Genomic DNA, 14,441 nt, shown 5'->3' on the forward strand with positions numbered 1-14,441 from the left:
TTTTTCGTGCGCCGCCGCACGGAGTCTCTAGCTGGTGATCTTCACCGTGTACGCGCCGGACTGGGTGCGGTCGGCCACCTCGATGGTGATCCGCTCCCCCGGCACGGTGAAGGTCTCCCCGACCTCCAGCGGCGCGTCCGCGAGCGGCGGGTAGACCGAGCGCCCCCAGCAGGCCTCGGTGTCCGGGTGTCCGTCCAGCACCTCGATCGGACCGCCGCCGGACGCGGGCTCGTTGCGCACCCGGTAGACCAGGACGCCCTCGGTGCAGGTGTCCCCGTCGTTGCCCGCCGAACCCCGGGCCTCGATGGCGATCGCGCTGCCGGGGCCCGTACGGACGACCGCGAGCCGGGTCCCGACCGAGCCGCCGCGCTGCGGGGCCTGGCCCAGCGGCTGGAGGGTGTGCAGGGAGGTGCCGCCGCGCACGCAGTCCACCTGGCCGGGGCCGATCCAGCCCAGCTTCCACTTGTGCCAGGCGAACAGGTCCGGGGCCATCCCGAACTGGCTGCCCATCACGTCCCAGTCCCCGACGTAGGTGTCCCAGTCCCCCTTGCCGTCGGTGGGCCGGTGGTAGAGGTCGGGCAGGTCGAAGACGTGCCCGGTCTCGTGCGCCAGCACGTTGCGGTCCGGCGGGTGCTTCTCGAAGACGGTGACGATCCGCCGCAGATCGGTGCCGTCGGCCCGGATGGGACGGTCGAAGTTGACGACCTTGGTGGCGTCGGAGTCCACCCCGGGCGCGTCCGGGTCGGCGACGAAGTACACGATGTCGTACCGGCTGAAGTCGACCTCGGGGTCCGCGGTGGCGACCGCGTCACGCAGATAGGCCGCCCGCGCCTCGGGGGCCCAGTCACGCCGTATCCCGTAGGCGGTGGACGGCTTCGGCATCCGCATCCACTGCCGCTGGGGATGCGGGACCAGCCGGAAGCGGCCGTACGAGGCCCGCTCGAAGAAGTCGCTGGTGGCGGGGAAGTAGTCGCCGGTCAGCTGCTCGGGGGTGGTGAGCGGCCGGGAGTCCGGGAAGGACAGGAAGACCATCAGGGCGTTGAGGGAACGTTCCGGCTTGGGGTAGGCGCCGTTCCAGGTGTCCAGGCCCAGCGAGTGGTGCGCCTGAGTGCGGGTCAGCGCGCACGGCCCGGCCCCCGGATCGGCCACCGCCGGACCCGCGACGAGCGAGATGGCGGCGATGGCCGCGAGGGAGGTGAGGGCGGCCGCGGCGCTGCGCACGCGGTAGCGCTCCACTCCCCCGGGTGTCTGCTGTCGCGGCACATCGACCTCCGGTGGTGGATTTCGTAACATCCCACTCACCTTGCGGCGATTGTCTTACTAATGTCCTGTTCCGGTGCCCCACACGAGTGAGGGATCCGGCATCCTGGTGACCCTGGGGCTGTACGGGCATATCCAGCTGTGCCTACGGATCGTCACGAGCGATCACCTGAGATCACGCACGGACGTCGCGTGCTCACAGCCGCGCAGAAACGGTCGGGCGAGGAATGGCCAACGAACCGTCAGCTCGGTGAACCCATGGCCTCCGCACGGCGACGCCGCTGGATAGGGCCTCCCGGCAGCCTCTATGATCGGCACACTTTCCTGCACGGACACCACGAGCACTGCGGGAGCGAACGGTGAGCGGAACCTCAGAAGGAACCGGTTCGGCGGCCGACAGCATCCGCCCGGCCACTACGGAGCGTCACCCGGCCGTTCCGGCGGCGTCGGCCGCGCCCTCGGGCCCCTCCGGCCGGACCACGGCGGTCCGGTCCGCGACGGCCCGGACCACGACGGTTCAGGCCACGGCGGAACGGGCCACGACGGTCCCGGCGGCGCCGGACCGGCCGACGGGACGCCCGACGGCCGAGGCCGAACGGCGCGACTTCCGGGCCGCGTTCAACGCGGCCCACCTCGCGATGGCCGTCGTCGACCGCGACGGCTTCGTCGTCGCCGCCAACGCGGCCCTCGCCGGGCTGCTCGGCAGTGAGCCGCACGCCCTCGACGGGCAGAGCGCCGCCGACCTGGTCGACCTGGCGGCCGAGCCCCGCACCTGGCAGGCCTACCGCGAGGTGCTGCGCGGGCGTCAGGCCCGGCTGCGCTGCACTCGCCGGCTCAAGCACCCGGACGGGCACTCGCTCTGGACCGAGGTCACGCTGGGGCCGGTGCCCGGGACCGGTGACGTCCTGCTGTCGGTCGCCGACATCAGCGACCGGCGCGACCTCCAGGCCCGGCTGCGCCACCTGCAGATGCACGACCCGGTGACCCGGCTGCCCAACCGGGCCCTGTTCTTCGAGCGGTTGTCGGCCGCCCTGGAGACCCCGTCCTACGAGAAGGGCGGGACGGGCCGGATCGGCCTGTGCTACCTCGACCTCGACGGGTTCAAGGCGGTCAACGACACCCTGGGCCACCGGGTGGGCGACCGGCTGCTGACCGCCGTCGCGGCCCGGCTCACCCAGTGCGCGGACCAGTCCGGTTACGGGCGTACCGGCGGCCACCTGGTCGCGCGGCTCGGGGGCGACGAATTCGCCCTGCTCGTCGAGGACTCCACCGGGACCGAGCAGCTCGCGGACCTGGCCCGCTCGGTGCTGGCCGCCGTACAGGAGCCGTTCGACCTGGCCGGACAGCGGCTGTCGGTGTCGGCGTCCATCGGCGTGGTGGAGCGGGTGACGGCCGGGACCTCGGCGACGGCCCTCATGCAGGCCGCCGACACCACGCTGTACTGGGCGAAGGAGGACGGCAAGGCCCGCTGGACCCTCTTCGACCCGGAGCGCAACGCCCACCGGATGACCCGCCAGGCCCTGTCCTCGACGCTGCGTCCGGCGGTCGAGCGCGACGAGTTCATGCTGGAGTACCAGCCGCTGGTGGACCTGGAGAGCGGGGTGGTGCGGGGCGTGGAGGCCCTGGTGCGCTGGAACCACCCGCAGTTCGGGACGCTCACGCCGAATCGGTTCATCGGGATCGCCGAAGAGGACGGCTCCATCGTCCAGTTGGGGCAGTGGGTGCTGCGGACCGCCTGCCGCCAGGCGCGCCGCTGGCAGATCGAACACCCCAGTGACGCACCGGTCTTCGTGTCGGTGAACGTCGCGGTGCGCCAGGTGTGGGACTCCGACCTCGTCGGCGACGTGGCGGAGATCCTGGCGGAGACCGGGCTCGCGCCGCAGCTGCTCCAGCTGGAGCTGACGGAGTCGGCGGTGATGGGCTCGGCGGGGCGGCCGCTCCAGGCCCTGCAGGCGCTCAGCGACATGGGGGTGCGGATCGCCATCGACGACTTCGGCACCGGCTATTCGAACCTGGCCTACCTGTCCCGGCTACCGGTCTCGGTGCTCAAGCTGGACGGCTCCTTCGTGCGCGGCTTCCGTTACGAGGAGGGCTCGCACCCGAACCCGGCCGACGAGACCATCGTGGAGGCCCTGGTGCAGCTCGCGCACCGGCTGGGCCTGACGGTGACCGCCGAGTGCGTGGAGACCGCGGGCCAGGCGGCCCGGCTGCGCCGGGTGGGGTGTGACACCGGCCAGGGCTGGCTGTACTCCCGCGCGGTGGCCCCCGAGCGGATCGCCGAGATGATCAGCGCCCGCCCGGAGAACCTCGCCCGCTGAACACCGCCGCCCCCGCCCCTGGAGAGGGCGGGGGCGGCGCTCGCTCGGCGCGGGGTGGGGGGATCAGCAGGCGCCGAGGTCCTTCCAGACACCCCACTCGCCGGTGGTGCCGGGCACCTCGTTCTGCGTCCACCACTGAGCCTGCCACTTGTGGCCGCCGTAGGAGACCTGGCTGCCGCCCGTGTAGACGGTGCCGCCGACGTAGGCCGCGACTCCTGCGCAGCCCGCGGGCGGGGTGGTGGGAGGCGTGGTCGGCGGGGTGGTCGGGGGCGTGGTCGGCGGGGTCGTGGGAGGCGTCGTCGGCGGGGTGGTCGGCGGCTGCGTGGTGCCGCCGAGGGCGTCCGAGATCTGGTTCAGCAGGGTGGTCTTGTCGTCCAGGCCGAGCAGGGAGTACATCATCGCGCCGGCCAGGCCGCGCTGCTTGCCGTAGTCGACCCGGGCCTGGATGGACTTCTGGTTCAGGCCGGTGAAGAACTCGCCGTCCTTGTAGAAGTACGAGGCCTTGGCCTGGTCGTCCCAGAAGGTGGTGGCCGGGTTGTCGACGATCCCGCCCAGCTCCTTGTAGTTGGCGATGCCCGCCTGCTGGCTGGTGGGCCGGGCGGCCGAGGGGCCGGTCGCGCTCTGGGCGAGGCCGTTGGTGGTGCCGGCCGGGACGCCCTTCCAGCCGCGGTAGTAGAACTCGTAGCCCAGGGTCAGCTTGTTGGCCGGGAAGCCGCCCGCGATGCCGTAGGCCGCGTTGCCGTCGAGCCAGGAGTCGATGGCGTTCTTGATGCCGTACTTCTGGGTGCCCGGCGCGATCGGGTCGGTCGGGTCGGCGGCCGAGTTCAGCAGCGGGGACTGGTGGTAGGTCGGGCCGTCGGCGTCCCAGGCGCCGTGCATGTCGTAGGTCATGATGTTCGCGTAGTCGAGGTACGCGCCGATCTTGTCCGTCTCGATGTACTTGATCTTGTCCTGGCCGGCCGGGAGGGCCGAGGTCAGCAGGTACTTCTTGCCGCCGTTGGCCGCGCCGTAGGCGTCGAGCTGCGCGCGGAACTCCTTGAGCAGGAGCGTGTAGTTGGCCTTGTCCTCGGGGCCGGTGTGGTTGCCCAGGTGGCCGCCGGTGGAGCCGGGGTACTCCCAGTCGATGTCGATGCCGTCGAAGATCCCGGCCGCGCTGCCCGCGCCGCCGTAGCCCCCGTCGACCGGCAGGTTGCCCTTGATGTACTGGTCGATGCAGGAGGAGACGAACTTCTTCCGGCTGGCGTCGGTGAGCGCCGCGTCGTGGAAGTACTTGGAGTAGGTCCAGCCGCCGATCGAGATATTGATCTTGAGGTGCGGGTACTTCGCCTTCAGCTGCTTGAACTGGTTCATCACGCCCACGATGGGCTGGTCCCACTTGTCCGCGACGCCGCTGACGCTGTCGGCCGCGCTGAAGGACTTCTGGTAATCGGCGTAGGAGTCCCCCGCGCCGTCACCGGCACTGGCGTTGTTGTCGTCGCCCGCCGCCTTGTTGGCCTCGAAGCAGGTGAGGTTGGTGGGGTGGATGTTGCCGAACGAGTAGTTGAGGACGTCCAGCTTGCTCGCGATCCCCCGGGTGTCGAGCTGCTTCGGGTAGAAGGCGTTCCCGTACACGCTCCACTGGTCGTAGTAGGCGATCTTGACGCCACCACCGGCCGCGGCGGCGGCGGTGGTGGCGTCCGCGGCCTGCGCGGTGCCGAGGCCGGCGAAGGTGGCGAGCACCCCGGCGGCGAGGGCGGCCGTGGTGGCCGCGGCTATGAGCGGTTTACGGATGTGCATGGGGGGCCTCCGGGGGCGGGTGGGAGGGCAGAACGTTGCGGGTGAGAGAAGTGATAGCGATCACGCCAGCGCCGCGTCAATGGTTTGGACCAAACAAGGACTAGACCACTTGGACGACAAACGCCCTCGTCAGAGACCTGACCGCACAACAGAAACCGCCCGTCACCCCGGTGACGAGCGGTTTAAGGCCCCCTTAGGCCATGTCCCTGCAAGGTTTTGGCAACAAACCAACCAAACCCCGTCCGTGCGCACTCAGGCAGGTCGGACGTCCTCCGCGGGCATCCCGTACGCATCTGCGACGAGCCCGTACGAGCGCAGCCGGGCGGCGCCGCTGTGCCCGGTCGCGGTCAGCATCAGCTCGTCCGCGCCCGTCAGTTTCACCAGGGCGTCCAGCCCGTCCCGCACCGCGTCGGGGGTGCCGTACACGACGTTCGCGAGCCAGTTGTCGACGAACTCCCGCTCCAGGGAGCTGAAGGAGTACGCCGCCGCCTCCTCCGGCGTCGGCACCAGCCCCGGGCGCCCGCTGCGCAGCCGCAGCATCGACAGCGCCCCGGTGAGCACCTGCGCCCGGGCGGCCTCGTCGGTGTCGGCGGCCAGCGCGGACACCCCGATCAGGGCGTAGGGCTCGGCCAGCACCGCCGAGGGCCGGAAGCTGCGCCGGTACAGCTCGAGCGCGGGCAGCGTGCCCGCCGCCGAGAAGTGGTGGGCGTAGGCGAAGGGCAGACCCAGCTGGCCTGCGAGGCTCGCGCTGAAACCGGAGGAGCCGAGCAGCCACAGCGGCGGCCGCGCGGCCGGACCCTGCACCGGCCCGGGTACGGCGTGCACCCGGGCGTAGGGGTGCCCGTCGGGGAAGTCGTCGTCGAGGAAGCGGGTCAGCTCCGCGAGCTGGCGCGGGAAGTCCTCGGCGCCCTCGTCGAGCCTGCCCCCGCCGCGCAGCGCCGTGGCGGTGCGCCCGTCGGTGCCGGGCGCGCGGCCGAGGCCCAGGTCGATCCGCCCGGGCGCGAGCGCCTCCAGGGTGCCGAACTGCTCGGCGATCGCGAGCGGGGCGTGGTTGGGGAGCATGACCCCGCCGGAGCCGAGCCGGATCCGGGAGGTGTGGGCCGCCAGATGCGCCAGGATCACGGCCGGGGAGGAGCTGGCGACCCCGGGCATCGAGTGGTGCTCGGCCACCCAGTGGCGGTGGTAGCCGCGCGCTTCGGCGAGTCTGGCGATGTCCACGCTGGTCCGCAGCGAGGCGTGGGCCGTGCTGCCCGCGCCGACGGTGACCAGATCCAGTACGGACAGCGGTACCGGCGCCGAGCCGTGGACGGTTCCGTGGATCGCGTCCGCCGCGCCCACCGCGTCCCCCGTGTCAGCCATCTTCGCTCCTCTGTCGTGATCCGTCCGTGATGTGGCCGTACGAAGGGATCGAACAGCGGCCGGGCCCGGGGCATTCCCGGCACACCGGGACACGGGTCATGACCTTGGCATATGCCATCGGAGTAGCCACTGGCCGAAGGGCATAATTGAGCCATCAATCTCTTCAACAGGCGGTCCGCGTGGGCCTCTTGATGGCTATCGTGTGAGAGCAAGCGGTAACAACCTGCTAGGGGGAAACCGTGGCGCTGAAGCCCGAGCCGACCGCGCCGTTCCACTCGGTGCAGTACGCACTCCGCGTACTCGAAACGATCGCACGGCACACCGGTGGTGTGACCGACGTCCAGATCGCCCGTGAGACGGGGCTGCCCGCGGCCCATCTCACCCCGATGCTCCTCATGCTCCGCCGCGAGGGGTACGTACTGCAGGTGTCCGACGGCGCCTACGCGATAGGCGACTCGCTCGTCCTCCTGGGCTCCGGCATCGACCGGCAGCAGGCGTTGCAGGACAAGCTCCAGGAGACCCTGGACCGCCTGCGCGACTCGGTGGGGGCGGCGGTCTACATCAGCCGGTACGTGGACGGGGAAGTCAGGATCACGCAGTTCGCGGACAGTCCCCGCACGCCGAAGGTGCACGAGTGGGTCGACTTCCGCTCCGCCGCGCACGCCAGCGCGGTCGGCAAGTGCCTGCTCACGCAGCTCGACCAGAACGGCCGGCGCGACCACCTGTCGCGCCACAAGATCGCCCGGCTGACGTCGAAGACGATCACGAACGAGCGGATCCTGTTCTCGAAGCTGGACAGCCAGCCGGCCACCGTTCCCATGCTGGACCTGCAGGAATACGCCGTGGGCACGGTGTGCGCGGCGGTCCCGATCACCGCGGGATCGGCCGTGGGATGCCTGGCGCTGTCGATGCCGGTGGAACACGCGCACCGGCTGCGGGCCGCGGCGGACGCGCTGAACCGGAAGGCCGCGCCGCTCCTGCTGTCGCTCACGCTGTGAGCCGGGGGCGCGGCCGCGGGCGGGGGTACGGGCGGGGGTACGGGCGCGGTCGCGGGCCGGAAAGCACTTCGGGCGGTTCCCGGTGAACCGGAAACCGCCCGAAGCAGAGGTGCGCCGCCAGGGACTCGAACCCCGGACCCGCTGATTAAGAGTCAGCTGCTCTAACCAACTGAGCTAGCGGCGCCTCACAGGAGAAAATATTACCCGGTCCCCGGGGGTGCTCGCGACCACCTTCTTCCCGGGTCCGGCGGAGCCCGGTCAGCGGTCCAGCAGGTCCGCGCGGGACTGGGCCGCGTACGCCGCCAGGAGGGCGGCCAGGTCCCCCGGAGCCAGCGGCCGGTAGGCCGCGGCGGACGCCGGACGCCACCAGACCGGGTCCGTCGTGCGGAACCCGGCGCGCCGCAGGCCCACCCTGTGGACCTTGTTCGTCGCCGTCACGGGCATGGCCGGAACCAGCCGCACGTAGCGCGGCGCCATCTTCGTGCCCAGATCCGGCTGCGCGGCGAGGAACGCCTCGAACGCCTCCGGATCGAAGACCGCCCCCGGCCGCAGGGCGAGGGCCGCCATCACCTGGTCCCCGGCGACCTCGTCCGGCACGGCGTACACGGCGACCGCGGCCGCCGGCTCCCAGCGGGCCAGGATGTTCTCGATCATCGCGGCGGCCAGGTTCTCGCTGTCGACCCGCAGCCGGTCGTCGCCGCGCCCCGCGAAGTAGAGGAAGCCCTCGGCGTCGCGGAAGAAGAGGTCACCCGTCCAGTACCAGCCGTCGCGGGTGCGGGCCGCCTCCGCGTCCGGATTGCGCCAGTACCCCTCGAAGAGGCTGCGGCCCCGGTTGACCAGCTCCCCGATGGCCTCGTCGCCGTTCGTCAGGCGGCCCCCGGCGTCGAAGGCGGCGGGCGGGCACGGCGCGCCCGTCTCCGGGTCGACGACCGCCAGGTCGTCCCCCGAGCCCGCCCGGCCCAGGGCGCCCGGCGGGGTGTCCGGGGTGCGCTGCACGGAGGCGCCGCCCTCGGTGGCGCCGTACCCCTCGACGAGCCGGACCCCGAAGCGCTCGGCGAAGCGGGCCGCGTCCACCGCCCCGGCCTCGGTGCCGAAGCCGAGCCGCAGCGGATGGTCCCGGTCGTCGGGGCGCGGCTCGGTGGCCAGGAGGTACTGGACGGCCCTCCCGACGTAGGTGAAGTAGGTCGCCCCGTACGCCCGTACGTCGTCCAGGAACGCGGAGGCCGAGAAGCGCCGGCGCAGCGCCACCGAGGCGCCCCCGGCCAGCGCCGGGAGCCAGTCGGCGATGACGGCGTTGCCGTGGAACATCGGCATGCAGATGTAGTGGACGTCGTCCCCGGTGACCGAGAACTGCCGCGCGAGGGCCGCTCCGGCGGCCGCGAGCCGCCCCTGGGTGCAGATGGCGGCCTTGGGGGCGCCGGTGGAGCCGGAGGTGAAGTAGAGGAGCAGCCGGTCGCCGGGACCGGGACCGGCGGGCCGCAGCGCGGCCTCGCCCGGCTTCGCGCCCGCGTAGGGGGCGAGCAGGTCGGCGTACGCGCCGTCGTCGTCGGTCACCAGGATCCGTACGCCGGGCAGGTCGAGGCCGTCGAGGAGCGGCAGGTGGGCGCGTTCGGTGACCAGGACCCGGCAGTCGGTGTGCAGGATGTCGCGGGCCAGCTCGGGGCCGCGCCGGGTCGGGTTGATCCCGGCGACGGCGGCCCCGGCCAGGGCCGCCGCGCCGAGCCAGAACGGGAACTCGGGGGTGTTGTCGAGGAGCACCCCCACGTGCGGCGGCGCCCCCGGGGGCAGCAGATCGACGAGCAGCGCGGCGCGCGCGGCACTCTCCCGGGCGGTCCGGTGGTGGCTGAGGACGGTCCCGCCGTACCTCAGCCCGGGCCGGTGATCGCCCCATTGGCGGGTGATGAGCTGCGCCACGGTCTCGGGTGTCGTCGTCCGCATGCCGCCGGAGAATAGCTGACGCTACGTCAGAACTGAACGTCGGAGCAGGAGTAGAAGGCGTTGGCGGTGTCGTTGACGGTCCACACCGCCAGGATCATGTGCCGCCCGGTCTTGCCGCTCGGCAGCGTGCCGTGGTGGATGGTGGTCATGTCGGGCCGGGCGCCGTTGTAGGTGACCGTGAGGAAGGGCTGCGGGTCGAGCGAGGCCCGGGTGAGGGGCTTGGTCGGGTCCCATCCGTTCTTGGTGACGTAGTAGCGGAAGTCCGTGGTGGAGTGGTTCGCCGTGAACTGCCACCGGAAGTCGTAGGGCGCGCCGCTGGTGATCTTGGTGGTCGGCCAGGTGCCGCCGCGCGGGTCGTCGAGCTGCGCGAACTCGGTGTGGTTGCCGGAACATATCCGGCCGTCGGCGGGACCGGCCGCCGGGAAGCCCTTGAGGCCCTCGACGCTCTGCGGCTCCCACTGGATGGGTCCGCAGTCGGCGACGGTCTTGTTGGCGCAGAGTTTCTGCCGGCTGATCGGGGTGTCGGTGTACCCGTGGCTGCTCGCGGTGGGGGCGCTGAGGACGGAGACTCCGAGGATCACGCCGAGGCCGAGCGCGGCGGCGCCGGCCCGTCTGGGCATGCGGACGGGCATGCGGGTCTTACGCATGATGCTCCTTGAACGTGGGGGGAGTTCGGTGAGCGTGCGCACGCGGTGGGGACTGCGGTACCGGAATTCAGGTCTAGACCAAGTTCCAGATTATTGACGGGAGTTGGCCATGTCCAGACCAATCGGCGAACGAGCGTCCCGCAATGTGGGCGGCGTGGTGGGCGGGTGCCGTGGGCGGGCGTGGGGAAAGGGGCGGGCGTGGGGAAGGGGCGGGCGTGGGGAAGGGGCGGGCGTGCGGAAGGGGCGGCCGGTGGTTCCGGCCGCCCCTTCGGGGTCTGGGTGAGACCCGGCGCCACTCCCCGGCGCTACTCCGGGCGGCCCGTGTAGAAGGCCACCGTCAGGTCCTTCACGAGCGCCTTGCGCTCGTAGTCGTCCAGCTCGACGAGCCCGCGCGAGGTCAGCCGGTTGACGGTGTCGTCGACCGCGTCCACCACCGACGTCAGCACGCTGTCCCGGTGCTTCGCGTCGATCGCCGCGACCCGGCGGCGGCGCATCGCGGCGGCGACCTCCGGGGCGTACTCGATCCGGGTCGGCTGGGCCGAGTACACCTCGATGCCCACGGCCTCGGTCTCGGCCGCCAGCATCCGGGTCAGCGCGTCCCCGACCGCCTCCGCGTCCCGCAGGGTCGGGGCGTCCTCGTGGAAGGCGTCGGCCGGGAGCTGCGAGAGCACCCGGGCCATGGCGGCCTCGACCTGCTCGGCGAGGTAGTCGATGTGGTCCTCGACGGCCAGCGCGGCCCGGGCGGTGTCCTTGATCTGCCAGACCACCTGCACGACGACCTGGAGGGCGAGACCGCCCGAGTCGACGGCGGGCAGCGGTTCGCTGCGCCAGTGCCGCAGGCGTACGTCGACCCGGCGGCGCAGGAGCAGCGGGCTGACCCAGAGCAGACCGGTCCGGCGGACGGTCCCGCGATAGCGGCCGAACAGGGTCAGCACCCAGGCGTGCCCGGCCCGGCCCCGGCCGAGGCCGCCGAGCGCGAACAGGGCGACGACGCCGAGGAAGGCGAGCGGGGGCCACTGGTAGGCGCGCAGCCCCTGGTACGCGCGGGGCGTCGCGCCGAAACCCTCCACCAGTGCGGCGGGCAGCGCCCCGGCCCGCCAGAGCACGGCCGCGCACCCGGCGAGGGCGAGCCCGCCGACGAGCAGCCCGACGGACCCGGGCAGCACGGGCCCGCGCCGCTCCCGCAACCGCTCGTCCCCCCGGGGCACCCGCCGCCCGGGCCCAGCCCCCGGCCCGGCCTTCGTGCCACGGGGGCGGTGGGTGGCCTGGCCGGCCTGGGGGCGGGGGCCGGCGGACCCGGGGCGATGGGGCGCGGCCTGGTTGCCCCGGGAGCGCGGGGCGGCGGGGGCCGGGCCCTGGGCGGTGGCCCCGTTGGCCCAGCGGGGGGTGACGGGGGCCGGGCCCTGGGCGGTGTCCCGGTTGGCCTGGGAGGGCGGTCCGGCGAACCCCGGGCCCGCGGCCGCGGCCCGGCCGGCCTGGGACGGCGGTCCGGCGGGCAGGTGGGCGGCCGCGTGCCACGGGTCGCGGGAGGGGTCCAGGGCGGTGGCCGCGTCGGCGGAGGCGGGCCACGGGCCCCGGGAGCGCAGCCCGTCGGGCGCGTCGGCGGCCCCGGGCCAGGGGCCCTGGGCGGCGGGTCCGTCGGCCGCCTCGGGCCAGGGGCCCTGGGCGGGCGGGACGGCGTGTGCGTCGGCGGCGTCGGGCCAGAGGTCCCGGGCGGGCGAACCCGCGGACATCCCGGGGGCTTCGCCCCCCTCACCCCGGGAGGGGTCCAGGGCGGCGGGCGCATCGGCGGAGGCGGGCCACGGGCCACGGGTGACCGGACCCGCCGACCTGCCGGTGCCTTCGGACCCTTCGCCCTCGGAGGACGGCGCGGCGGGCGCGGGCCGCTGGCCCTGGGTGGGCGAACCCGTCGGCATGTCGGCCGCGGACGCCGGGGCCGAGAAGGCCGGCTCCGGCAGTCCGTCGGTGGCCGTGTGGCCCTCGCTCTGGGAGGGCAGCCCGGTGGTCGTTTCGGTGGCTGCCGGCCCCGGTCCGGGGAAGGGCAGCGTCGGCACCTCGGTCGCCGAGGATCCCGGCCCGGGTGCCGGGAGGGTCACCCGGGGCAGGTCCATGGTGTCGTCCTCGATGCCCCGGGCGACGGCCTGCGCGACCACATGCGCGACCCCGGGCCCGGGCACCCCGCGACCGGGAGCGGGCGGCCACAGCTCGGCGCCGTCCCGGCCCAGGAGGTTCGCGGCACCTCCGCTCCCGGCCCGTGGGGGCGCGGGGTCATCCCCGGCACCGAGCCCCGCTCCGGCCCGCGTCGGTGCCGCCGCGTCGGCACGGGGGCCGAGCCGTGTCCGGCCCGCGTCCACCCCGCCGCCGAACCTCCCGTGACCCGGGTCCGCCGCCGCATCCAGCCGCGCTGGAGACGCGTCGAGCCCAACTCCGGCTCCGGCTCCGGCTCCGGCTCCGGCTCCGGCCATCGCCGAGGCCATGTCCGTACCGGCCGCGCGCATCGCGGGGGACGCGTTGCTTCCCGCCTCGCACCCGCCCTCGCACCCCGCCTCGTATTCCGTCCCGGATTCGGTACCGGTCCCGCCGCGCGCGGCAGGCACCTCGCCCCGGGCCGCGCCCCCGGCCGCCACGGCCGTGATCGCCTCGGCCCGGTCGCGCCCCGGGTCACCCGCGGCCACGCGACCGTCCGTCTCCGACGCGGAGACCCGGCTGTCGGCCTCGCCCGCCTGTACGGGACCGTCCGCCTCCGGCGCGGGTACGCCGCCGACGGCCCCGGGCTCACCCGCGAAGGCGTGCCCCCCGGTCCGTGAAGCGGACTGCTCCACGCCCCGCCCCGGGGGCGGGCCGTCCACCTCCCCGGCGAAGCCGTGATCCTCCTCGTACGACCCCGCCGACCACCTCGGTCCGCGATCGTTCGCCGCCGCGGCGGCGGCGAAGGGCTGAGCGCTGGACCGGTCCGCCCGGCCCGTACGACGACCGCCGAACCCCTCCGCCTCCGATGCGGACGCACCGCCCGCCGTGCCCGCCTGCGGCGCGTCGGCAACCGGCCCCACGGCGGCCTCCGACCCCGCCGCGAAGCCGCGCGAGCGGCCCGAACGCGCATCCAGGGCCGGGGAGTCCACCCCGCCGCCCGCCTGCGACACGGGCTCCGCGGACCGCTCCGGCCGGTGTCCCTCCGCCTCCGGCGCGGGCGGTTCCGCCGCCCGTGCGGGACGGCGGCCTGCCGGATCCCCCGCGAAACCGTGCCCCTCCACCTCCGGCGCGGACGCAACCGGCGCCGTGTGCGCCTGCGCCGGCCAACTCGGGCGCCGGGCGCCCTCCACCGGGTCCCGGGGGGCCGGGGCATCCGCCTCCGGTGCGGACGGCTGCGCCGCCCTCGCCGGGCCAGGGGTGGCCGCTTCGGCCGCGAAGGTGCGGTCGTGTGTCTGCGGATCGAGCGCGGTCCTCGGCTCCGCCGGGTGCGACCGGCGGTGACCGTCGCCTCGCGGTGAGTCGGTGAGCACGGCCTCCGGCCAGGCCGAGGGGTGGCCCGCGACCGCGTCCGCCTGGCGCGCGGACGGCTCCGCGGCCCGGGCCCGGCGGTGGTCGTCGGCCTCGCCCGCGGACTCTTGCCCCTGCCGTACCGGGCGGTGGACGTCCTGCTCGGGCGCGTCCGCGTGACCCTCCCGCTGCGATGCGGAGGCCCACGGGTCCGGCGTCGGCGCGGCGACCGACCGCTCCGTGGCCCGCGTACGGGTGTCGCCGACCGGCGCGTCGGCGACCCGGGGGGCGTCCGCCGGGCGGCGGCCCTCGACCCGTCCCGCCGCGACCTCCGCGGCCTCATCGGCACAGGTCCCGTCGGCCGCCAGGGCATCCGCCGCCGGGCGCGCGGCCGAGGTGGTCCGGGCCGACGCGACCTCGGGTCCTGCCGCGGGCGCCGCCGTGGCGGGCGGGCCGGACAGGGTGTGCAGGCCCGCCCGGGGCGCTGCCGGGGCCATCGTCCAACGGCCCGGGGCCGGGGCCCGGCCCGCACCCACGGCCGTGGCCTCGGTCGCGGGCACCCGGAGCGCGGGCTCGGGGGTCGGCCGGGTCGGCCGGGTCGGCGGAGCCGGGGGGATTCGCATCGTGCCCGTCGTGGACGTCGTACGCGTGGGGTACATCGTTTCCTC

8 protein-coding genes and 1 tRNA gene are annotated in these 14,441 nt (G+C 74.1%); 2 read left to right on the plus strand and 7 right to left on the minus strand.

Annotated elements, in window-relative coordinates; all coding sequences use genetic code 11:
• Positions 1-27: 27 nt before the first annotated feature.
• The gene (locus tag ABT084_RS14130) at positions 28-1,293 is read right to left on the minus strand and encodes a M6 family metalloprotease domain-containing protein (RefSeq protein ID WP_502968931.1); all 1,266 of its coding nucleotides are present in this window, start codon (positions 1,291-1,293) and stop codon (positions 28-30) included.
• Between the two features lie 326 nt (positions 1,294-1,619).
• On the opposite strand from ABT084_RS14130, the gene ABT084_RS14135 reads away from it, so the two are divergent.
• Complete coding sequence (locus tag ABT084_RS14135) at positions 1,620-3,578, plus strand: putative bifunctional diguanylate cyclase/phosphodiesterase (protein WP_351042469.1); 1,959 nt, start codon at positions 1,620-1,622, stop codon at positions 3,576-3,578.
• Between the two features lie 63 nt (positions 3,579-3,641).
• Here the strand turns inward: ABT084_RS14135 and ABT084_RS14140 are convergent, their stop codons facing one another.
• Together ABT084_RS14140 and ABT084_RS14145 are read right to left on the minus strand one after the other, a co-directional pair.
• Positions 3,642-5,354, minus strand: coding sequence for a glycosyl hydrolase family 18 protein (locus ABT084_RS14140; protein ID WP_351042472.1), 1,713 nt, complete (start codon positions 5,352-5,354; stop codon positions 3,642-3,644).
• Between the two features lie 252 nt (positions 5,355-5,606).
• Entirely contained in the window at positions 5,607-6,713 is a 1,107-nt protein-coding gene (locus ABT084_RS14145; RefSeq protein WP_351042475.1) for an LLM class flavin-dependent oxidoreductase, read from the minus strand.
• Positions 6,714-6,952: 239 nt separating this feature from the next.
• On the opposite strand from ABT084_RS14145, the gene ABT084_RS14150 reads away from it, so the two are divergent.
• The gene (locus ABT084_RS14150) at positions 6,953-7,711 is read left to right on the plus strand and encodes an IclR family transcriptional regulator (protein ID WP_351042478.1); all 759 of its coding nucleotides are present in this window, start codon (positions 6,953-6,955) and stop codon (positions 7,709-7,711) included.
• A gap of 110 nt (positions 7,712-7,821) precedes the next feature.
• Here the strand turns inward: ABT084_RS14150 and ABT084_RS14155 are convergent.
• From ABT084_RS14155 to ABT084_RS14170, 4 genes are all read right to left on the minus strand, one after another.
• Positions 7,822-7,895, minus strand: a tRNA-Lys gene (locus ABT084_RS14155).
• A gap of 74 nt (positions 7,896-7,969) precedes the next feature.
• Positions 7,970-9,649: an AMP-binding protein gene (locus ABT084_RS14160; protein ID WP_351042480.1), complete on the minus strand. Its 1,680-nt coding sequence runs from the start codon at positions 9,647-9,649 to the stop codon at positions 7,970-7,972.
• Between the two features lie 26 nt (positions 9,650-9,675).
• Positions 9,676-10,269 (minus strand): lytic polysaccharide monooxygenase auxiliary activity family 9 protein, encoded by a 594-nt coding sequence (locus ABT084_RS14165; RefSeq protein ID WP_351042523.1) that lies wholly within the window; start codon positions 10,267-10,269, stop codon positions 9,676-9,678.
• Between the two features lie 332 nt (positions 10,270-10,601).
• Positions 10,602-14,396 (minus strand): SPFH domain-containing protein, encoded by a 3,795-nt coding sequence (locus ABT084_RS14170; RefSeq protein WP_351042482.1) that lies wholly within the window; start codon positions 14,394-14,396, stop codon positions 10,602-10,604.
• Positions 14,397-14,441 lie beyond the last annotated feature (45 nt).

The organism is Streptomyces sp. NPDC002138 (assembly GCF_040296485.1).
Taxonomy (GTDB): Bacteria; Actinomycetota; Actinomycetes; order Streptomycetales; family Streptomycetaceae; genus Streptomyces.

Excerpts from the sequence above, each read along its gene's own strand:
- ABT084_RS14145 (WP_351042475.1), bottom strand. The coding sequence starts at position 6,713 with ATGGCTGACACGGGGGACGCGGTGGGCGCGGCGGACGCGATCCACGGA.
- ABT084_RS14130 (WP_502968931.1), bottom strand. The coding sequence starts at position 1,293 with ATGTTACGAAATCCACCACCGGAGGTCGATGTGCCGCGACAGCAGACA.
- ABT084_RS14160 (WP_351042480.1), bottom strand. The coding sequence starts at position 9,649 with ATGCGGACGACGACACCCGAGACCGTGGCGCAGCTCATCACCCGCCAA.
- ABT084_RS14165 (WP_351042523.1), bottom strand. The coding sequence starts at position 10,269 with ATGCCCAGACGGGCCGGCGCCGCCGCGCTCGGCCTCGGCGTGATCCTC.
- ABT084_RS14140 (WP_351042472.1), bottom strand. The coding sequence starts at position 5,354 with ATGCACATCCGTAAACCGCTCATAGCCGCGGCCACCACGGCCGCCCTC.
- ABT084_RS14170 (WP_351042482.1), bottom strand. The coding sequence starts at position 14,396 with ATGCGAATCCCCCCGGCTCCGCCGACCCGGCCGACCCGGCCGACCCCC.